General features: G+C 64.5%; 23 protein-coding genes. 4 read left to right on the forward strand and 19 right to left on the reverse strand.

What is annotated here, in order from left to right; all coding sequences use genetic code 11:
* Positions 1-163: 163 nt before the first annotated feature.
* The 6 genes from AC1DNF_RS13685 to AC1DNF_RS13710 all read right to left on the reverse strand — a co-directional run bounded on the left by AC1DNF_RS13685 (position 164) and on the right by AC1DNF_RS13710 (position 4,580).
* Positions 164-553 carry a response regulator gene (locus tag AC1DNF_RS13685; protein WP_478149144.1) on the reverse strand — a complete coding sequence of 130 codons (390 nt, stop codon included), beginning with the start codon at positions 551-553 and terminating at the stop codon, positions 164-166.
* A 151-nt stretch (positions 554-704) separates the two neighbouring features.
* Positions 705-1,016, reverse strand: a complete 312-nt coding sequence (locus AC1DNF_RS13690; RefSeq protein WP_478149145.1) for a hypothetical protein — start codon at positions 1,014-1,016, stop codon at positions 705-707.
* A 10-nt stretch (positions 1,017-1,026) separates the two neighbouring features.
* A complete protein-coding gene (locus AC1DNF_RS13695) occupies positions 1,027-1,359 on the reverse strand; it encodes a cyclic nucleotide-binding domain-containing protein (RefSeq protein WP_478149146.1) in 333 nt (110 codons plus the stop codon).
* Positions 1,360-1,701: 342 nt separating this feature from the next.
* On the reverse strand, positions 1,702-1,998 hold the full coding sequence (locus AC1DNF_RS13700; RefSeq protein ID WP_478149147.1) for a DUF1488 family protein: 297 nt from the start codon (positions 1,996-1,998) through the stop codon (positions 1,702-1,704).
* 123 nt (positions 1,999-2,121) lie between these two features.
* Entirely contained in the window at positions 2,122-3,081 is a 960-nt protein-coding gene (locus tag AC1DNF_RS13705) for a Bug family tripartite tricarboxylate transporter substrate binding protein (protein WP_478149148.1), read from the reverse strand.
* Positions 3,082-3,113: 32 nt separating this feature from the next.
* On the reverse strand, positions 3,114-4,580 hold the full coding sequence (locus tag AC1DNF_RS13710; RefSeq protein ID WP_478149149.1) for a lyase family protein: 1,467 nt from the start codon (positions 4,578-4,580) through the stop codon (positions 3,114-3,116).
* Positions 4,581-4,712: 132 nt separating this feature from the next.
* Between AC1DNF_RS13710 and AC1DNF_RS13715 the strand changes: the two genes are divergently transcribed.
* Entirely contained in the window at positions 4,713-5,636 is a 924-nt protein-coding gene (locus AC1DNF_RS13715) for a LysR substrate-binding domain-containing protein (protein WP_478149150.1), read from the forward strand.
* Between the two features lie 4 nt (positions 5,637-5,640).
* Here the strand turns inward: AC1DNF_RS13715 and AC1DNF_RS13720 are convergent, their stop codons facing one another.
* Positions 5,641-8,652 (reverse strand): transglycosylase domain-containing protein, encoded by a 3,012-nt coding sequence (locus AC1DNF_RS13720; protein WP_478149151.1) that lies wholly within the window; start codon positions 8,650-8,652, stop codon positions 5,641-5,643.
* 150 nt (positions 8,653-8,802) lie between these two features.
* Between AC1DNF_RS13720 and AC1DNF_RS13725 the strand changes: the two genes are divergently transcribed.
* The 3 genes from AC1DNF_RS13725 (at position 8,803) to AC1DNF_RS13735 (ending at position 10,898) form a co-directional block, all read left to right on the forward strand.
* Entirely contained in the window at positions 8,803-9,168 is a 366-nt protein-coding gene (locus AC1DNF_RS13725) for an SPW repeat protein (protein WP_478149152.1), read from the forward strand.
* Positions 9,169-9,674: 506 nt separating this feature from the next.
* Positions 9,675-10,001 carry a DUF3892 domain-containing protein gene (locus AC1DNF_RS13730; RefSeq protein ID WP_478149153.1) on the forward strand — a complete coding sequence of 109 codons (327 nt, stop codon included), beginning with the start codon at positions 9,675-9,677 and terminating at the stop codon, positions 9,999-10,001.
* Between the two features lie 450 nt (positions 10,002-10,451).
* The gene (locus AC1DNF_RS13735) at positions 10,452-10,898 is read left to right on the forward strand and encodes a hypothetical protein (protein WP_478149154.1); all 447 of its coding nucleotides are present in this window, start codon (positions 10,452-10,454) and stop codon (positions 10,896-10,898) included.
* Here AC1DNF_RS13735 and AC1DNF_RS13740 read toward each other — a convergent pair whose 3' ends face one another.
* The 12 genes from AC1DNF_RS13740 to AC1DNF_RS13795 all read right to left on the reverse strand — a co-directional run bounded on the left by AC1DNF_RS13740 (position 10,899) and on the right by AC1DNF_RS13795 (position 18,660).
* Positions 10,899-11,129: an excisionase gene (locus AC1DNF_RS13740; protein WP_478149155.1), complete on the reverse strand. Its 231-nt coding sequence runs from the start codon at positions 11,127-11,129 to the stop codon at positions 10,899-10,901.
* Positions 11,126-11,560 (reverse strand): hypothetical protein, encoded by a 435-nt coding sequence (locus tag AC1DNF_RS13745; protein WP_478149156.1) that lies wholly within the window; start codon positions 11,558-11,560, stop codon positions 11,126-11,128. The genes AC1DNF_RS13740 and AC1DNF_RS13745 overlap by 4 nt, the downstream gene beginning before the upstream one ends.
* A gap of 295 nt (positions 11,561-11,855) precedes the next feature.
* Positions 11,856-12,437: a hypothetical protein gene (locus AC1DNF_RS13750; RefSeq protein WP_478149157.1), complete on the reverse strand. Its 582-nt coding sequence runs from the start codon at positions 12,435-12,437 to the stop codon at positions 11,856-11,858.
* On the reverse strand, positions 12,434-13,789 hold the full coding sequence (locus AC1DNF_RS13755) for an SPRY domain-containing protein (RefSeq protein WP_478149158.1): 1,356 nt from the start codon (positions 13,787-13,789) through the stop codon (positions 12,434-12,436). Before AC1DNF_RS13755 ends, AC1DNF_RS13750 begins: the two co-directional genes overlap by 4 nt.
* A gap of 3 nt (positions 13,790-13,792) precedes the next feature.
* The gene (locus tag AC1DNF_RS13760; RefSeq protein ID WP_478149159.1) at positions 13,793-15,016 is read right to left on the reverse strand and encodes a hypothetical protein; all 1,224 of its coding nucleotides are present in this window, start codon (positions 15,014-15,016) and stop codon (positions 13,793-13,795) included.
* A 218-nt stretch (positions 15,017-15,234) separates the two neighbouring features.
* The gene (locus tag AC1DNF_RS13765; RefSeq protein WP_478149160.1) at positions 15,235-15,582 is read right to left on the reverse strand and encodes a hypothetical protein; all 348 of its coding nucleotides are present in this window, start codon (positions 15,580-15,582) and stop codon (positions 15,235-15,237) included.
* The gene (locus AC1DNF_RS13770) at positions 15,583-15,867 is read right to left on the reverse strand and encodes a hypothetical protein (RefSeq protein WP_478149161.1); all 285 of its coding nucleotides are present in this window, start codon (positions 15,865-15,867) and stop codon (positions 15,583-15,585) included. It lies immediately after the preceding gene.
* A complete protein-coding gene (locus tag AC1DNF_RS13775; protein WP_478149162.1) occupies positions 15,864-16,367 on the reverse strand; it encodes a hypothetical protein in 504 nt (167 codons plus the stop codon). Before AC1DNF_RS13775 ends, AC1DNF_RS13770 begins: the two co-directional genes overlap by 4 nt.
* On the reverse strand, positions 16,364-16,780 hold the full coding sequence (locus tag AC1DNF_RS13780; RefSeq protein WP_478149163.1) for a hypothetical protein: 417 nt from the start codon (positions 16,778-16,780) through the stop codon (positions 16,364-16,366). Before AC1DNF_RS13780 ends, AC1DNF_RS13775 begins: the two co-directional genes overlap by 4 nt.
* Entirely contained in the window at positions 16,777-17,775 is a 999-nt protein-coding gene (locus AC1DNF_RS13785) for a major capsid protein (protein ID WP_478149164.1), read from the reverse strand. The genes AC1DNF_RS13780 and AC1DNF_RS13785 overlap by 4 nt, the downstream gene beginning before the upstream one ends.
* Positions 17,776-17,788: 13 nt before the next feature.
* Complete coding sequence (locus AC1DNF_RS13790; RefSeq protein ID WP_478149165.1) at positions 17,789-18,013, reverse strand: hypothetical protein; 225 nt, start codon at positions 18,011-18,013, stop codon at positions 17,789-17,791.
* A 338-nt stretch (positions 18,014-18,351) separates the two neighbouring features.
* The gene (locus tag AC1DNF_RS13795) at positions 18,352-18,660 is read right to left on the reverse strand and encodes a hypothetical protein (protein WP_478149166.1); all 309 of its coding nucleotides are present in this window, start codon (positions 18,658-18,660) and stop codon (positions 18,352-18,354) included.
* Positions 18,661-18,680 lie beyond the last annotated feature (20 nt).

The following is an 18,680-nucleotide window of genomic DNA, read 5'->3' on the forward strand; positions in this document are numbered from 1 at the left end:
TCAACAGCGTGCTGAACATCGCCTGGTTTGACCGTATGGGACTACCCAGACTCTCATGACCTAAAACTCTCGAACCGCCCGGTGCGGACCCGCATGCCGGGTGGTGTGGGAGGGGCGCAGTCTAGGAAGACTGCCCCCTATCCCGATGGTCTTCGATCCCGGTCTATCCGGCTTTTGCTTCCGGGCGGGTGCTGTCGTTGCAGTAGTCGAAGAAGGCATCGAGTTCCTTCGACTTGTCGAATACGGCGTCTGCCTTCAGAGCCAGACACCGTGCCCGGATGTCGGCATTGATGTAGTTGCTCAGGACCACGGCGCGCTGGGACGCCTTGCGGTTCGTGCAACTCCTCAGCACGCCGAGTCCCGAGCCCTCCCTGAGGAACAGGTCCACGACCACGAGCTGCCAGTCCTCCGGATGCGCGGCCAGCCAGCCTACCGCGTCGCTCTCGGTCTCGGCCATCCCGACGATCCGCGCATCGGCCAGATCTTCCAGTGCGGGGATCAGGTTCTCTCGAATGGTCCTGTTGTCTTCGACGAGGAACGTGAGAAGGGCCATTCGCTTTCCTACCTGAGCAAGCAAGCCAGCGTAGCGTGACCGCCGCGCTTGGCCGAGGGCCAGGGGCTTGCCATTGCGTAGGAGAAGGCGGACGGCGTGTAGTCTCCCGCGGCGGGAGGCGACCCGCGCGCGAATGCGGCATCGGTCAGCCTCAACCGGGTGCGCCGAGTTTGGAGTCGGCGGACTCGGCGCGCTTCTCGATCTCCTTCGCGAGGGCTTCATTGGCCTCGGCGAGCGCTTCCGCGGACTTGGCCAGCTTCTTTTCCAGTTCACCCGTGCGCTCGATGGCTTGGGCCACGTCGCCCACCTGCACTTCGTCGGGCAACTCCTGCTCCAGCACGGTGTTGATGACGGCGAGATTGTCGGAGGCGTGCTGCACTTCGGCGGCCACCGTTTCGGTCTTTTCCAGTGTCTGATCGAGCGCGGTCGCGGCCCGATTCCGGGATTTGCTTTGTCCGGCCATCCAGGCTCCTTCAAGGGTTAGGGAAATGGGGCGAGGTTATCCTACTGCCGTGGTGGATCGCGCAAGCAAGAAAAAGCCCCGTCCTGCGGGGCATCGCGGTGATGCCCACGCACCGCACACCCAGCATGTAGGCCAGGAACTCCTGCGTCACATGAAAACGTTCGGAATGGGCCCGGTCCTCGCTCATCAGCAGCCAGCGCGTCAGGCGCGGTCCGATCAGGTGGACACGAAGGCAGGCGGCCGAAGCGGACAGCTGCGACATCAACACGTAGATGTAGCTGCCCAGGCCGCGCCGCAGCGCGGCGCTGCGCGCCAGTTCGCGCCGGAAATCGGGCGTGGTCACGCGCCACGCGGAGCCCAGCCCTTGAGATGACGGGAGCCGGCTCAGTGTGAACCGAGCCGGAGCCCCGCGGTGCGACTGTTTGCCAGCGCACAGACCGACGAATGGGCCCTCAGAACGCCCTTGTGGGAACCTGTGGGGCTATGGCCTGGTCGTCCACGTCTCTGCATAGGCCTTCTTCGAGCACGGGCAGCGAGCCTGCCCTCAGTCGCGCTTCGACCGCGCTCACGACCAGGCAGCGCAATGCATGAGGCATCGTGCGGCCGTTGAGATAGTCGCTGACCAGGGATTCGGCGGCAAAGAGAGAGAGGGAGATGACGTCGCTCCTTGGCCGGCTTCGAGGCCTCAGGCGGCCGGGCGCGCGGCCTCGCGCAGGTCGAATTCGCGCAGCATCACGGGCTCGCTGGACCCTTGCGAGATCCGGCGGCGCACGGCGTCATCGATGTCCTGCGCATGAAGCGCGTAGGTATCGAGGGGCTCGTCGTCGCGCGCGGTGGGCCGATATCGGTAATGCAAGGTCTCCCGGCTGACGCTGGCGCCCACGAACTGCCCGTCGATCAGCACCCAGAAGCGCACGGCACCGGAAGAGTCGTGGAAGAAGGGCGAGGGTGAAGCGTTGGCTTCGTTGGTGGGTTCGGTCATTGTCGAATGTACCTCGCGGTCGGATTCCGTGCCTTCAGCTTGCGCCCCTGGCAGGATTCGGCACGGCGCGGATGACCTCACATCGCGTAGGCCGGCAGGCCGGGATTCAACCCGGCGGCTGCCTCATTCCACCGTGGCGCCCGAACGCTTCACGACCTCGGCCCACTTGACGCGTTCGGACAGGATGTACTTCGTCAGCTCCTGCGGCGTCGAGCCGATCGGCTTGATCCCGTCCGTCGCGAAGCGCTCGCGCAGTTCCTTCGATTGAAGCGCGGCCACGGAGCCATCGTGCAGGCGCTTGACGACTTCCGCGGGCGTGCCATGGGGCGCGAGCAGGGCATACCAGACGCCGGACTCATAGCCGGGCACACCCGACTCCGCGATGGTCGGCACATCCGGCAGGGCCGGCGAGCGCTGGCTCGACGAGACCGCGAGGACCCGGATCTTGCCTGCCTTGATCTGCGCGCTGCCGGTTCCGTAGCTCACGAACATGGCCTGCACATTGCCCGAGAGAAGGTCGGTCAGGGCCGCGCCGCCGCCCTTGTAGGGCACATGCACGAGGTCGATGCCCGCCATCGACTTGAGCAACTCCATCGACAGATGCAGTCCGCTGCCATTGCCCGTCGATGCATAGGACATGGCGCCGGGCTTTGCCTTCGCGAGCTTGATGAATTCGGCCAGGTTCTTCACCGGCAGCGATGCGTTGACCGCGAGGAAATAGGGCGCCGAGCCGATGAGCGTCACGGGCACGAAATCCTTGAGCGCGTCGTAGCGCAGCTTGGGGTAGAGGGCCTGGTTGATTGCCAGTTGCGAGGTGAGGGCGAGCACGACCGAATAGCCGTCGGCCGGCGATTGGGCCACGTACTCCATGCCGATGTTGCCGCCCGCGCCGCCGCGATTGTCGATGAAGAAGGAACCGCCCAGCTGCTTGCCGAGCTCCTGGGAAAGCGGCCGGCCCACCACGTCGCCGCCGCCGCCGGGCGAGTAGGGGACGACGATGCGCACCGTCTTTTCAGGGTATGCCGCAGCCAGGGCCGACAGGGAGAGCGACATCGCCGCCAGGAGGGAGAGGAATCTTTTCATCGTGTTGTCTCGGAGTATGGTGAAGTGGTTGTTCAAGAGGTGAGATCGCTGCCGGCGGTTGCTGCGACGGCTGCCTCCAGCTGCGCGTCGGCGAACGACAGATGGGCCCGCCGCGCCTGGGTCCACGCAAGATCGGCCTCGATTTCGGTGCCTTGCCGGGAGAGCATCCGCTCCACCTCGGCGATCTGCGGACCGCCGAGGCCCTTGCGCCCGAAGACCATGTATTCGGGGCTCGAGACTTCGGCGAATGCCTGCTCGTCCAGCGGAAAGGCTTGCGCGGCCATCGATTCGTAGAGCCGCGCGGCCTCCCGGTAGGGAATCTCGCGCATGCCGAGCCTTTGCGAGCGGCCGAAGTCCGTCAGAGCGGATGCGAAATGGTGGCCGATCCGGAAGGGGACGTCCGCGCGCTGCAGCAGGGCGTCGGCGATCTCGGTTGCCGTCGAGTAGTCGCTGTTGACCTCGGCCAGCGCGCGCTCCTTGTCGACCACGAGCCCGCCGAGGATCTTGCGCAGGAGTTCGAATACCCCGAGTGCGCGAACACTCGGCACGGGATCGTAGGAGCGGTAGTCGAACATCCCGGTGCGCACGTTGTGCGCCATCAATGCCACGGCCTGCATCTCCCCGAGGAGCATGCTGCTCTGCACGCGCAATTGCTCCAGGGCGGCCGGGTTGCGCTTCTGCGGCATGATGCTGCTGACGCCCACGAGTTCGCCGCGCTGCAAGCTCATCCAGGGTGCCGGCGCCGCGTACTGCGCATGAAGATCCTGCGCGAACTGTCCGATCTGGACGGCCGCGATGCCGAGCGCCGCGGCCACCTCCAGGCTGGCATCGACGGGCGCGAGATGGTTGGCGTCGTAGGCGTTCTCCACCAGGCCTTCGAAGCCGAGCAGTGAAGCGAGCCGGTGCCGGTCGAGCGGGAAGCTCGATGTCGTCAGCGCCGCCGCCCCCAGGGGGGCCTGGTTGACATGCCCGTATGCCGCCCGCAGGCGGGCGCTGCTGCGCGCCAGCGCGCTCGCCATTCCCAGCAGATAGTGAGCCAGGGTGGTCGGCTGCGCCTGCACGCCATGCGTATAGGCCGGCACGATGGTCTTCTTGTGCTGCTGCGCGAGCGCGAGCAGGGCCTGCCGCGCCTGGATCAGGGCATCGCATTCGTCGAGCAGGCCGGCGCGAAGATTCATGCGCGCGATGGTCGCCGAGATGTCCTGCCGACTGCGTCCGCAATGCAGGCGGGAGCCGTCAGGGCCGACGGCGGCAAGCAGCCTGGGCTCGTAGTCGAGGTAGTCGGCGGACCACTGCCGGGGCCGCCCTCGCTCATCCTGGATCAGCGCCAGGATGCCGGCCGCGATGCGCCTTGCGATCTCCGGCGAGACGACGCCCGCATCGGCCAGGGCGACGATGGAGGCCTTGTTGATCTGGTCGAGGTATTCCGTGGAGCGGCCGCCGCCCCGGAAACTCGCGTTCACGTCATGGGCCTGCACCGCCTCTTGCTCGTTTTTCATTCGCTGAATGGTCGATCTGTTGATTTGCTGGTGGAAGGCCGTGATTCTTGGCGCTGGAGATCATTGTGTGAAATGAATATTTAGGCCGGTATCATTGCCTTCGAGGAATACTCAAGGAAGATGGAAGATCCCGTGGCAATCACTTTTCAGCAGCTACAGTGCGTGCGCCAGGTGGTCCAGAGTGGCTTCAGCGTCTCGCGCGCGGCCGAGTCGCTGCACACCACGCAACCCGGGGTGAGCAAGATGGTCCGGGCGCTGGAGAAGGAGATCGGCGTCGAGATCTTCGTGCGCTCGGGCAACCGGCTGACGGCATTGACCGACGCCGGCAAAGAGGCGCTTTCGCTGTGCGGTCGCGTCCTTCAGGACGCGGCTGCGCTCAAGCGCCTCCAGCGAGAGGTGCCGGCCGACAGCGAAGGGACGCTGCGCGTGGGAACGACACATGTCCACGCGCGCTATTCGCTGATCGAAGTCACCAAGCGATTCCTTTCCGTCTATCCGCAGGTGAAGCTCGAATTCACTGTGGGTCCGCCGGCGCAGATCCTGGCGGGCGTGACCGCCGGAACGATCGATATCGGCCTTTGCACCCTGCCGGACCCGATGCCCAAGGGCGTGGTTTCGGTGAAGGCCTATGACATCGACCGCTGCCTGATCGTCCCCCCTCGGCATCCGCTGCTGAAGTCCCCATGCGTCACGATGGAGCAGATCGCGCAATGGCCCCTCATCACCTACGACAGCAGCTTCACCTCCGGATCGGTCGTGCAGCGCGAGTTCCAGAGGCACGGCATCACGCCCTGGGTGGTGATGCGGGCCATGGACGCCAGCATCATCAAGGCCTACGTCGCCGCTGGCGTGGGCGTCGCGGTGCTGCAGAAGATGGCGTTCAACGCCGCAGTGGACAAGGACCTGCGCTCCGTGCCGGTCGACCAGCTGTTTCCGTCATCGAGCGCGATGATCAGTTTGCGCAAGGATCACCTTCTGAAGCCCTTCGCATTCGATTTCATCCATATGGTCGCGCCCGCATGGTCGCGCGAGGCGATCGAGGCCAGGATTCGGTGACGCGTCATGAACCCGCGCAGCCGTTTCGCTGGAGCACCGGCAGCAGCTTCGGCCCGAGCGTCTTCAGCAGCTGGACCGGCAGCGCGCTGGTGAACGTGTAACGTGCCGCATAGGGTTCGCCCACGTAGGCCATGATGGTGCCGAAGTAGCGCTCGCCGATCGTGAACACGAAGGTGGCGGTTCGGTCGATCTTGCGCTCGGAGATCACGCGCCCGCCGCGTCCGGCGGTCTCATAGCGGTGATCGCCGGTGCCGGTCTTGCCGCCGATCTCGAGCACGCGACCCTCGGCGTCCAGGAGCGCGCCGTCCAGGCGCCGCGCCGTGCCGCCATGCACCACCTCGACGAGGGCGTGGCGCACCGTCGCGGCGACCTCGGGCGGCAACAGCTGCTCGGCCCCGGCGTTGTGCTGCTCGAGCCGGGTCTCGTAGGGCGTGCCGCGAGCGAAGTCCAGCGCGCCGACCCGCCGGGCCGGCAGGCGCACGCCGCCATTGACCAGGATGCCCACCAATTCCGCCAGCGCGGCCGGCCGGTCGCCGGAAGCGCCGATCGCGCTCGCATAGGAAGGCGTCAGCGATGCGAAGGGATAGCCCAATCGCTGCCACGAACGAAGGACTTGGGCGAAGGCGTCGAGCTCGAGCATGTCCCGGATGCGCCGATCCTGCGAACCCCTGTGGCGCGTCTTGAAGAGCCAGCCGTAGACCTCCTGGCGCTCCTGCGCGCTCGCGCTCAGCACCTCGGTCAGCGTCGCGCCGGGGTGGTGCCGCAGGTAGCCGACCAGCCAGAGTTCGAGCGGATGAATGCGTGCCACGTAGCCTCGATCGGAAAGCGACAGCCCGGTGTAGGTCTTGCGCAGTTTCTGCACGGCGCGCGCAGTGGCGGCCGAGGGGCCGAGCTGCCGCGTGAGAAGTTCGTCGAGCCGCGCGTCGGTGGCCTCGGGGTCGATGGTGAACAGCACGCTCGCTAGGCGCGGTGCCGAGGGCCGCGTTTCGCGCAGCAGCAGCGCTTCGGCTTCTGCCGGCGACTTGCCCTGGTACTTGCGATAGAAGCGGGCGAGAAAGGCCGAACCTTCGCGATCCGCGAAGCGCGCGAGCATCTCGTGCCGGCGCGGGTCGGCGGGGTCTTGCAGCAGGCGTTGACCGTCGACTGCCTCGCCGTACATGTAGTGGTACACGATGTCGCGCATCAGGCGGATGAAGACCAGGTTGACCGATTGCTTGAAGCCTTCGCCGACGGTCATCGGACCGCTGCCGTACGTGCGCTCGAAATTCTGGAAGCGGTGCAGGCCGCCGCCGGTGAAGAAGGCCTCGCCGGTGTCGGCCGAGTAGCGCCGCTGCATCGCAGCTTCCAGCATCGGGGCGAGACCGCGGTCCTTGGTGTGCAGGAGGTATTGCCGCGCCCAGTTTCCCAGCGGGTCGCGCCTGCTCAGCGAGAGGGCCGAGAGCCCGGCGGCATCCAGCCCGGCCCAGCGCGCGTGCAGGCCGGCGATCAGGTCCAGGTAGCTGACCAGGGTGCGCAGCTTGGCGGTGGAGCCCAGATCCAGCCGTGCGCCCTGGTTCACGTCGAAAGGCTGATCGATGTTGTCGGCCTGGATGCGAAGGAGGTTCGCGCCCGCGCCGCGCTCGAACAGCGTGAAGCTGTAGATCACCGGACGTGGGTCGGCGCCCGGGTCGAGCAGGTGAAAGCCCACGAGGCCCGCCGCCTTCGCCGCCGCCGGGGTGCGCAGGCCGGTCAGCACCTGCGTGGCCAGGGTCTGGGCTTCGTTGTCCAGGCTGCTTTCCACATCCAGGTCGAGGCGCTCGAGGTCATAGACGCGTGGCACGCCGATCAGCGTGGACACCTCGGCGCGCAGCGCGTTCACGGCCTTGCGTTGCACGAAATCCGGCCGGGGTGTCGCGGGCAGCGGGGGCTGCAGGCGCAGCGGCAGCCGCAGCGCCGCATCCCGCAACTCGGGCGAGATGACGCCGGCGTCGGCCATCAGCCGCAGGTAGCTGTCGGTGAGCCGGGAGAGACCTTCGCCGTCGCCGAGCAGGTGCTGCGAAGGCCGGCGCTGCGCGATCATCAGCGACAGCGCCTGCTTGAAGGCCTCGGCCTGGCGCCGCAACACCTCGCCAGTCGGCGCGGCCTCCTCGCCACTGTCGCCGGCCGGTCCGGCGAGCAGGCGGCTGACCTCGCCCAGGTCGCGCCCGTACCAGGCCCACAAGCCGTCGCCCAGCCCATGTACCTCGCCAAGCCCGGGGCGCGCCGCCAGCGGCACGGTGTCGAGGTAGTCCACGACGATTTCGCGACGCCGCGCCATCGTGTCCTCGCCAGCCTGGTAGGCGCGCAGCGAGGCCGAGGCCATCTGGCGCAGCTTCTCGCCGACCGATGCGGTGCGCCCTTGGGGCGAATGACGGTACTTCTCGATCTGCGTGGCCAGCGTGCTTCCGCCGGAGGCTGACTGGGCTGGATGGATTGCGCGCTGCATCTGCTCGAGCGCCGCCTTGGCGAAGCGCTCCGGATCGATGGCGGGATTGCGCTGGGCCGGTTGCGCATCCAGCAGATGGCGGTCTTCGACGAACAGCAGCGCGTCGACCAGCATCGGCGGCACGTCCTCGAAACGCTCGTAGACGCGCCGGGGCGTGCGCGAGCGCAGCAGGGTTTCATTGCGGCAATCGCGCACGGTCAGCCCGGCCTGGTTCTTCTCGCGATAGGGCGCGAAGAGCCCGCGCTCCTGCAGTTCGATCATGCGCGATGTCATCCGGGCCTGGCGGGTGACCGCATAGCCCCGGGCCTGCAGCCGCTCGATGTAGCCGGGCAACTGGTGGTAGCCCAGCCGTTCGTCATAGGGACCGCTGCGGGGGAAGCGGATGGCGTCGCTGGGGCCGGCGCGGACCTCGAATCGCGCGTCGCGCGCCACGTCGTGCCACAGGGTGGATTGCAGGCGGGAGGTCTTCAACTCGTTCAGGGCGAGCGCGACGAGCACGGCCAGCACGGCAAGCCCCGCGCCAACCCCGATGACCGCCTTGATCCTTGCCACGTTGTGCCTCGCAATGCCCGTACCGTGGGTCCGTCAGTCACGATCATGCACCTTTCGCGGCCTCCTGGCGTGGCCCGCATCGCGGAACTCGAATGCCGCCAGAAGCTCCAAGAAGGGCTGGCAGCTTCATGCCGGACGGAGGTACATACCATGATGCAACTCAAGCATTGGCAAGACCCGGTCAATGGTGCGCTCGGGGCCTGGCTGGCGCTTTCGCCCTGGGTCCTCGGCTATGGCGGAACGGCCTTGGCCATGCCGAACGCGCTGATCGTCGGGGTGGCGCTCATCGCAGCGGCTTTCGGCGCCATGCTGATCCCGCGGGCCTGGGAGGAATGGACCGAAGCGGCGCTCGGCCTGTGGTTGATGGTGTCGCCCTGGGCGCTTGGCTTCAACGGCAATGCCGACGCCATGCTCACGGCCGTCATTACGGGCCTCGTGATCCTGGTGCTGGCGGCGTGGACGCTATTGACCGACAAGGACTACAGCCGCTGGTGGCATGACCGCATGGCGCATTGAGCGTCACGTACGTCAGACGCAAAAAAGCCTCGACTGGCGGGGCTTTCAGCAGGTCTTTGGAATGACCTGACGCTTGTGAAGCGTTCTTCTGGCGGAGCAGGCGGGGGCCTAATCATCCTCGGCGGGGCGCGCCGTGGCTAGGTTCTGCGGCTTCTGGATTGACAGATACCCCCGTAGATACCCCCTTGCCCCCGGCCCCTCGCGCAGGCAAGAGTCCGTGCGAAAAAGCTGTATATATTAGCAGTATTCGCCGCTTCAGACGAAAACATGCGAATGCGGTCAAAACACCATATCTAGTGGGTTGTACACCCCATAAACCCTATATATAGTGTGCCCCAGAAACGCAAAAGCCAAGGCTGGCAGGCCTTGGCTCAGCGCCCTTACCGTAACCGGCTCGGGAGGGGTCTGAGACCGATTTGCATCGACCACGTGACAGTTCTGATGTTAGGCGATTTCGGGTTTCTAGCTGGCGTTGTTACATGCGCACTGCGCAGAAAGTCATAGCTATGTTTACCGAAATCACCCATATCACCAAGGCGCACCCGCACGACCCGCACGAGCGGATACAGGAGGTGGGCGAGATGCACGGCACCACAGTCGTGAATCGATACACGCTCGACGAAGCGATAGCGAAAGACCTGCGAGGGGACACCAAGTTTTTCGTCATGCAATGGGGGCAACGAGTCCTCGTAGACGTCGTGCCGGGTGGATTGCTCCGCGGCCCATACATGCGAACGCGACCGGATTCGACTGGTGTGAACAACCTACTGAGCCTGCCTCAGCTGCCGCCCCATAATTCACTGCTGGCGTTCGCCCTCAGGGGGAACGCATGACGAGCAGCACCGAATCGCGCGTTACGGGCCGCTTCGCGGTTGTTGATCAACACCAGCGACCGCACGTTATCGTAGAACGAACCGACTTCACGCACGTCTCGTCTCTGGATGGCCAACGGCCACCGATACCGGGTCTGAAGGAATACTCAATGGACGGGGCCCACGTGAACAAGGTCGCCGAAGATAGGTTCGAGACGCTTGACGGCCGTCTTCAACTAAGACGAGCTTAGCGACTTGCCTCGCGGGTCGTTATGACCCGCGAGTGATCCAGCGTTGCACGCCTTCGCGGTCGATCACGACGTGGCGGTGAGTGGTCAGGTCGCGTCGCCGATTTCTTCGGTGCTGGCGATCCTGAACCGATAGTCCAGCAGCCTCTCGACGGTGTTAGCCCCCGCGCCCCTGCCGCAGCGTCGCGGGTTACATTCGTCTCCCGACAACGGAGACGAATCGATGCACACAAGAAAAATAGTAGGAGTGATCGCTGTGGGGGCGATGGTGTCGGCTTCGGCACAGGTAATGTACCGATGCGGCAATACGTTCTCACAGCAACCGTGCGGTGTCGAAGCGAAAGAACTCCCCAATCCAGGGGTCGCCCAACCTCGCAAGATGGAGGCGATGCCCCCCGACATCCCCGCGTCAGCCGAAATGATCGAAGCGGCGCGCAAGATGTGCGAGAGCAGCATCGCCGCTCAACTCAAAGACCCCGACAGCGCAAAATTTGGCAGCCCCCTCCGTGGCGAATTGCGGCGCACCGCGGCCGGCAATGTGCTGCGCGATTACTATTTTTCGGTGAACGCACGGAACAGCTTTGGGGGCTATACGGGCGTAAAAAGTTGGACCTGCTCGCTCGACCCCGCGGAATCCTCGGTCCGTTGGTCCGGCCCAAGCGGGCCGTAGCTAGTTCCCCCGCGTTATCCAGCGCTGCACGCCTTCACGGTCGATGTAGATGTGGCCGTCCGGCCCCCGAAAGTATTCACGCCGTTCGATCCACACACCGGCCTTGATCTTGCAACGAATCGCGTTCATGGACAGCCCCATGATCTTGGCTTGAATGGCGATCGTCACATAGCGGTCGGGCGCGAGATAGACCGGGGGCGCGACGTCGTCGGCGTCTTCATTGCCCCTCATGACGTTGCCTTGAGCGCGAGACGGCCGGCTTTTGCTGCCCGGACCGCATCGTTCGAGGCGTCTAGGGCAGCTTTCTCGGCGGCCACTGCCGCCATCGTCGTCAGGAATGCATCGGCGAACTCGATGGGGGCGTCGCTATTTATCAGTCGGAAGTCTGCTGCCGCCGAGGCCAGTTCGTCCGGGGTGATCGCATGCTTGATGCGGTACAGCGCGATGCAGTCGGCGAGCGCCGCCGCGCCATCGGTGCCCGTCCGCAGTTCGGCGGGTGCGAATTCTTGGAGGAATCGCCCCCATCCGCTTTGCGTCGCGCAACCGATCATCTCGGCGAGCGCGCGGACCTCGACCCGATGGCGCGCCTCCCACTGCGCGAAGAGGAAGTCCGAGGCGATGTTTTCCAGGTCGACGCGGCTTGGTGTTGAGTAATCGGGCATTTTGTGCATCCAGAGTTAATGTGATCGGAGATTAATCCGATCACATTTATCAATCTAGTGGCAACTAATTGCGCAATTGAGAAATCGACGCCTCGCGAGCGCGTCGCGTCGCGGCTGACTTTCGCAAATGCGAATTGACTCGCGAAAGCTATTGCCACAATTGCCGCCGCATTGAGTACCTTTGGCGCAGACTTCGTGGAAATACGGCTGCTAAATCGACGTTTGATTTAACTGGTCAAGAATGTGCGAATGTGTGCACTAAGTCACGGCCCGGAGGGCTGCAGCGCGGCGAGCGCTACAGCGGGGGCACGTTCAGGCGCCGGACGGCGGCTGCGTCGACGAGAAAAGTCCCCGGGAAGTCGGGGTCGACGGTCGCGAAGCCCATGCGCTCGCAGAATGCTGCGAGCTCGTCTACGACCACTGACTCCATGACGAGCCGCGGCCAGGGGTTCAGTTCAACACACAGAGTAAGAAACGACTTCAGCCAGCCGCGCCCCCGCATCTCTTCTGGCAGGTAGACGCCGGCGATTGAAAGACAATCCATCCACACGCCTTTCCCCTCTATCGTTACCAACTCGCACGACTTGCGCACAAAGGCCCTGATGTCGTCTCCCTCTCGCATCTCGAAATAGATCGGCACAGGCTCTCCCCGAACGTGGCACGACAACCAATGGCGCAGTTGCTCGGAGACAGTCGGGTAGCGGGGCCGCACATCGGCTTCCCAGTCGCGCGCCGCTACTATCTCCCCGGCTGCCATCTCCTCAACTGACATCGGCAGGTCCACCGCTGATTGGGAAACCCGTTCGCTGAACACCAGGTGGACGCCCCCCGTTCGCTGCGCGGCGGTCGGATGGTGCGAAGGCTGATCGATGGTCATGTGATGATGTCCGGTGTGAGGTTGTCGCCGATCACGGCGCGCTCGGTGTGGGTGTGGTCGAAGGCGATCACGGTGTATTTCTGCAGTTCGTCGACGTAATCAAACTGGTAGGCGCCCGTTATCGGATCGCTCCACATCTCGCGCACGGGGAGAAAGTCCCGCTCGCGGACCAGTCGAACGCGCACAAAGACAGGCACGTTCGGCGTGCCAATTTCTTTGACCGTGCCGCTGATGCGACCGATGCCTTGCCCGAGAACGCCGGTGTAGAAGTCGTTGCGGGTTTTGATGTTGCTGTTCGATAGATTCAGCGTGCCGTAGGTCACGACGCCACTGGCTGAGGTCGGAACATCTAGCGCAGTCAGTGGGGCTCGACCTGCGGAACCTACTGATAGCGGCACGGCTAGGGCGTCGTCCCAAGCGCTCGCCCCCGCGATGGGATACGTGAAGCCGCTGGTCTTCAGCGCGCATGTGGCTGTCGAGGACGGGTTGAAGTAGACCGATGGGTAGAGCCCTGCTGGCAGACCGGTCGCGGCCGTGCCCAGGCTCACCCCGTTCTTGTAGAAGGTCAGGGTGCCGGTGGTGAAATCCACGGTGACGCCGAGAACGGTCCCCAGGACCAGCGCCGTGCTGTAGGCGCTCACGCTGCCGGCAATTGCCTTTTCGCCCGTGCTGCAATTGAACGCCCAACTAGCCCCCACATCGTTACCGGTCGGAGTATTCAGAGGGGCCGCGAATGTCGCTACGCCGAGGCGCGCGATGTTGTTGGCCGTGAGCAGCAGTTCGAACTGCCTGATGCCCGACGACTGGACCGACCACGCGCGCGCCTTGCCGCTGTTCGAGGTACCGTTGCAGTTGAGCGTAGCACCCCCTGTGACGCTATATCCGGTCACCATGTCTGAGTAGTTCCACACACCGCGCGTAACGCTCACCGTCTGCGCGTACGCACCGGGCCAGGCAATCGGTCCTCGGCCCGTTGCCGAAACGCCTGAGCCCCAGTTGTAGGCGGTCCACGTGATGGCGTCGTCCGAATACTGGAGCGCGAGACTGAACAGGAACTTGTCGATGGATGAGCCGCCGCCGATAACCACATCGGTCACGTCCTGCGCCGAGCCGCCGAAGTCCCAGGACAGCACCAGGGACCGGACGTTGGATGCACTCCAGAACGCCACGGTCGCCGTGCTGTCGTCTTTCAAGTTTGCAAGCGAGCCGGAGTCCGGCGCGATGTTGGAGGTCAACGTGGCGACGGCGTCGACGCGCGTCGACGCAGCCAGCAGTTGAAATTCGGAGAGTTCGAGGCCGGTGCTGCCATAGGCCTCAAAGCCCAGTGCCCGCCAGTAGCGATGCGCGGCCATGGCTTACCTCCACGGGCCTGTGACATCGAAGAAGACGATGCCGGTGTTATTCGATGCCGACGCACTAGTAAATGCGGTGCTTTCGTCGCACGTGGTTGCGGCCTTTAGCGTGCGCCCCGCCAGCGCGCCGCTTCCGGGAGTCGTGTCCCCTTGCTTAAAGGTGTTGTACAGAGCGCTCTGCAGGCAATGGTAGATGCCAGGCAGCAGCCCCCGCGGAAATAGGGAGGTGGGAAGGGCCAGGTATTTCGGTGCCACCCATAGGCCCCCATCGATGGCAGACGGGAAAGAGCCGAGGATGGTGCCAGTGATGCCAGAGTACATGCTCGTGTTCGCATTTCCGAACACGTTGATCGAGTTGATAACCGCCGAGCCGACCCCCGTGTAATCGCGCGGCGTGGCGTGTTTACCCGTGGTGGTGCACGCACCAACACTTGAGTCGAACATGCTCGCGACAGCGCTATTACTCGAATAGTTCAGCGTGCACGCGTAGGCATCGCCACCGGGTTTGTACGGGACGATATCGCCAAACATGCGACCCGCGGCGATCTGCTGCGTAGATGCCGCTGATGTGCCGCTTTGAATGTTGAGGTAGAAGACCTTGCCGTCACAATGCAAGGACCACTGGACGGCACTGGCGTTCGCGTTCTGGCTCTTGGCCCAATAACCGCCGCCGCTCATCTGCGCGGGGGTGGGGAACGACCCCAGGCCCGTGTTGATATCGCTCATCGATTCGTAGCCGACCACGCGCGCGGAGGTGGTGCCGGTATCGTCGATGCGCAGCAGCATCTTGGTCGAGGTGACATCGCCCGACTGATAGGCCGCAAGGTTCGTCCCGGTGAATGGCTTGAGCCAACCTGCCGGGGCCATCTTCATCGCGATGGTGCCGGTGGCCGCTCCGTCCGGTAGTGTCGTGGCGAAGGTCACCGACGTGGCGCCGGGCTTGGTCACCACCTTCTGCTCTCCGTTCAGGCCCGCCCAACCAGTGGGGCCGCCCGTGACGCCCGCCACGAGGATCACGCTGTCGACCTGCGCCGAGTGCGTGCCCGACCAGGTGGCCGTCGCAACGCCGCTGGCGATCACGAGCGAGACCAGGGTCTTGGTATCGAAGCCGTCCTTCAGACATGCGTCGAGCAGCGCGATCAGGGAGCCGGCCGTGCCGCTGAGCACCGGCGCGTTCGCCATCGCGCTGTTGAAATTCTTAACGCTGGTGTCAACGGGGGAAGTCATCTCTTATCTTTCAAATGGGGTTTCGTGTCTGTTGTCGTCCTGCGGATTTGCAGGGGTTAGGTCGTGGGCGGAGATGTCTGCGAGCGACGCGGCGACGACGTGCACACCAGGGCCGACGATGCGCACCGCGGTGCTCTCGCCGATCGGCTCCAGGCGCAGGCCTCGCGCTCTGATGGCTGCCCGGATGCGCTGAAGTCGGCGGTCGGTTGTGGCCGTGCTCATTGCGCTTGAAACCTGCAGTTAGGTCCGGGTCGCGAGCGCACCGGCCGAAAGCCGACGAGCACTGCGGCGACGATCGCGGCCCCGTTGCTGATGTACGTGCGCTCCGATCTTTCGACCAGGTGCTTCACCCGGTAGCTGCCATGCTTGATGAGCAGCCGGCGCCGTGCGGGTGCGCCGGCGAGCCAATGGCAAGCGGTCTCAACCTGATCGACAAAGTCTCGGCCAGGGGCGAGTGGGGGATAGACCATGAAGCCATGGACGCCGAGTTCGGGATACTCGGCGAGCACGCGGTGCACGTCGGCGGCGCGAGACGGTGCCATCTTGTTGTCTGGCATCTTCGTCACCTACCGAACCTTGACGCCCGCGGTGGCGGCCGCGATCAGCCGGCCTTCGAGGCCTTGCATCTTGTCCCTCCACGTGTCGGCGGCGCTTGCCTTGGCCTCGGCCCATTCGACTTGCATTCGAGACAGGGCGGCGTTTGCCTCTGCGACACAGTCCAGCATCTGCGCCATGAGGTTGGCCGCCTCCGATGCGTTGGCGTCGACGTCGCGCAGCGCTTCATCTCGCTCGTCGTTGATCGCCTTGTGCTCTGCGGCGAACGCGGCTTTTTGTTGGGCGGTAATCTTCACGGTGCGATCTCCAGGAGGACGGCCGCCCGTGGGTCCGCGTCGGGGCGGGGGTCAAGGGGGTGCCCGAGGTCATCAGCTTCGCGCAGCAACGCTTCTTCGGCCGCTTCGGCATCAGTGAGCTCCCGCGATAGCTCCGCGATGCGCGCGGCACGCTCCGGAGCATCAAGGCCTTCAGGCATTCCACGGGTCAAAGACTGCAACCAAGCCACCATGGCTGCTTCCCCCATGCCAACCGCGAGCCATGGCCCCATTTGCATGAGCCCGTGAGGCGCGCGGACCGACAGCAGGTCACCGGGCTGGCCGGCAAGTAACCGCTGCAGGTCGATTGCGACGTCGGCGGATGCTTGGGCGTGCCAGGCGCTAACACGCTTTTCGATCAGCATGTTCACCTCACGTCGCGATCGGGCTTGACGGGTCAGTGTGGACAAGTCTGCTTTGAGCGCGGCGATGGTCACCCGTAGGGTTTCGATCGCGGCTTTGAGGTTTTCGATTTTGGTCATGCACCCATCTCCGAGGCGAGCGCTTCGACGCCCGCCATGTAAGCGGCCCACACGCGCACACGTGCGCCGAGCTCTTCGTGTTGCTTTCGCCTTCGACTGAGCACGAGTTCGCGAGCGCGCAGGGCCTTGATGTATTCAGGGCGGACGCCGCTCTTGGAAAGCTCGTCCTCGTCCTGAGCCATCACGACAACATCAGGGTCAAGCGCGACCTGCTCGGGTGTGATCTTCGGGAGGTGCGGATTGAAGCGCTTGCGATCTCGGACAATGCGGCCCGCCACGGCGGCAACCAGCATCGCTCGCTCGCGTTCGATTTCGGTTGCAAGGTTTCGCACGTCCTCGCCTGAGCGGACATAACTGCTGCGCAGTTCGGCGAGCCGACCGCGCAGCGATGCCAAGCGGGCGTGATCGATCATTCCGAGGCCGTAACCTTGATGATCGAGCGCGGACGCGTACACAGCGTGAACGGATTGGTCTGCGTCTCGATGGTGTAGCCGCGGCCCATGGGCATCGGCTCGCTCTTCGCGTAGTACGGGAGACCGAGCGTATTGACCGTCTCGTTCCAGTCAGCTGGCGCATACCTCCGCACGATCAGGCCGGCAACACCGAGCGGAACGACATATGCAGTGTCCGTCTCAATCGAGACGGGCCAGCCTGCGGGCGCGCGCATCTCGACAAACGTTGTGTCGCCGACGACGATCCCCGTACGGTAGTCGCTCAGGAGGTCAGAAGGCGCCGCGAATTGCAAAACCCGTTCGAAGTACGCATGCGCGCGCAGCTTGTCCATGAAGCTAGGAGAGGCAATGCCAACATAGCCTTCCGGGGTGGTGCCACCAAGCGCATCTTCACTCTTGCGCTGGACGGCAATACCTTGCGTGGTGAGGTTCGTCGTGCTCACGTCAAGCGCGAAGTTCACCGCTTGCTGAGCACCGCCCCACAGCGCGAAACTGTCGAGCAGCACTGTACCGTCCGTGTCCAAGACTTGACCCTTCACCGCGCCCAGGAGGTGGAAGGCCTTCGTATAGACGAGATTCTTCTTCATGGCCAGGAGCGTCTTGATGCGGATGTTCTCGGGCGTTTCGAGGGTGGTCTGACCCATCGCGCGCATGTTCTGCGCTTGATCGGCCAGGACGCTACCCACGTGCGGGATGTGCACGGCACTGACGCGAACTCCGTCGCGGGCCGCGGGGCCGACCGCTTGACCAGTGCCGCCGCGTGGCGCGGTGGGCACGAGGCGAACGGTTTCGCCTTCGCGCTCCACAAAGCCTTCGGTCGTCTCCATCCCGGTTTCGTCGACCACTTTGGAAAGCAGCTTCTCGATGATCGGGTAGTTCGGCAACGCCAGGTCGATGATTGCGGCAGTGAGGTTGACGCCTTCGCCGAAGGCTTGGTCGTAAATGTTCGTGGGCATTTGCAGCGTTCTTTCAGGAGGGATGGAAGGGGGTGTGGCGCTCGTCGGCGCTCGCGTCTGCGAAGAGGTCGTCGCTGTCGTCCTCGATGGGCAGGTGCTCGCCGCGGAGCCACTTCACGAAGACATCTGGCCGGCGAACATGACGGATGCGGCGGGCGCCGATCTCGACGATTCCGCATCCAGGGATTCCGCCTTCCCGGATATGGCAGTCGAGCACGTCCGGTCCGATGCCCGCCATGGATGCGCATGCGGACAGGCGCCAGAGTTCGAGAGGCGAGATTGGGGGGTCGAGTGGGTGGTCCATTGGCGTCCTGCTGAGGTGAGATCGCTAGTTTCGGCAGTTATCCGAGATATCGACTGCGGCCCTATTTCGGCGGCTGCGGGGACTTTTTCTGCGTAGCCCTGTTATCCCGCTTTGGTTTCTGCGCGAACGCGCAAGAACTCGGTTATCAAGTTCAAAGTTTCCAGGTCAGGCGAAGCGGGGGCCTCTCTGTGCCCGCACGGTTGAGCGACAGCTATAGGGTCCCCGGCGCGTTGCCGATCCGCACGGAATGGCGAGTCGGCGTGCCCTCAGTCTCAATGACGCGCGGCGCGGCGTACGGCCCGTTGAGCCTGCCCCACCGCCTGCAGCCAGCCGACAGCGGACATAGCCGCATCCAGTTCGCCGACCTCGCGCGCAGGGTCGCGGAAGTGATCGATCGCCGCGGCGGGGTCGCCGGCTGCAATGCGTCGGCACCAGCCAGCGAAGGCCACATGTCGATACTCGGTCGCGTCGACTCCGAGACTCTTGATGATTGCCATCTCGCTGTGGTTCGGGTTGTCCGTGCCAACGGCGAGGATGGCCGCGGCGTAAGGGGCCGCTGTGGGGTGCAGTTCGTCATTCATAGATTGGTCCTCCCGGTTGA

The organism is Variovorax sp. 01T432 (genome assembly GCF_056398605.1).

Coding starts and splice junctions, on each gene's coding strand:
- AC1DNF_RS13685 (WP_478149144.1), bottom strand. CDS start 553: ATGGCCCTTCTCACGTTCCTCGTCGAAGACAACAGGACCATTCGAGAG.
- AC1DNF_RS13690 (WP_478149145.1), bottom strand. CDS start 1,016: ATGGCCGGACAAAGCAAATCCCGGAATCGGGCCGCGACCGCGCTCGAT.
- AC1DNF_RS13700 (WP_478149147.1), bottom strand. CDS start 1,998: ATGACCGAACCCACCAACGAAGCCAACGCTTCACCCTCGCCCTTCTTC.
- AC1DNF_RS13705 (WP_478149148.1), bottom strand. CDS start 3,081: ATGAAAAGATTCCTCTCCCTCCTGGCGGCGATGTCGCTCTCCCTGTCG.
- AC1DNF_RS13710 (WP_478149149.1), bottom strand. CDS start 4,580: ATGAAAAACGAGCAAGAGGCGGTGCAGGCCCATGACGTGAACGCGAGT.
- AC1DNF_RS13725 (WP_478149152.1), top strand. CDS start 8,803: ATGATGCAACTCAAGCATTGGCAAGACCCGGTCAATGGTGCGCTCGGG.
- AC1DNF_RS13730 (WP_478149153.1), top strand. CDS start 9,675: ATGTTTACCGAAATCACCCATATCACCAAGGCGCACCCGCACGACCCG.
- AC1DNF_RS13735 (WP_478149154.1), top strand. CDS start 10,452: ATGCACACAAGAAAAATAGTAGGAGTGATCGCTGTGGGGGCGATGGTG.
- AC1DNF_RS13740 (WP_478149155.1), bottom strand. CDS start 11,129: ATGAGGGGCAATGAAGACGCCGACGACGTCGCGCCCCCGGTCTATCTC.
- AC1DNF_RS13745 (WP_478149156.1), bottom strand. CDS start 11,560: ATGCCCGATTACTCAACACCAAGCCGCGTCGACCTGGAAAACATCGCC.
- AC1DNF_RS13750 (WP_478149157.1), bottom strand. CDS start 12,437: ATGACCATCGATCAGCCTTCGCACCATCCGACCGCCGCGCAGCGAACG.
- AC1DNF_RS13755 (WP_478149158.1), bottom strand. CDS start 13,789: ATGGCCGCGCATCGCTACTGGCGGGCACTGGGCTTTGAGGCCTATGGC.
- AC1DNF_RS13760 (WP_478149159.1), bottom strand. CDS start 15,016: ATGACTTCCCCCGTTGACACCAGCGTTAAGAATTTCAACAGCGCGATG.
- AC1DNF_RS13775 (WP_478149162.1), bottom strand. CDS start 16,367: ATGACCAAAATCGAAAACCTCAAAGCCGCGATCGAAACCCTACGGGTG.
- AC1DNF_RS13780 (WP_478149163.1), bottom strand. CDS start 16,780: ATGATCGATCACGCCCGCTTGGCATCGCTGCGCGGTCGGCTCGCCGAA.
- AC1DNF_RS13785 (WP_478149164.1), bottom strand. CDS start 17,775: ATGCCCACGAACATTTACGACCAAGCCTTCGGCGAAGGCGTCAACCTC.
- AC1DNF_RS13790 (WP_478149165.1), bottom strand. CDS start 18,013: ATGGCGGGCATCGGACCGGACGTGCTCGACTGCCATATCCGGGAAGGC.
- AC1DNF_RS13795 (WP_478149166.1), bottom strand. CDS start 18,660: ATGAATGACGAACTGCACCCCACAGCGGCCCCTTACGCCGCGGCCATC.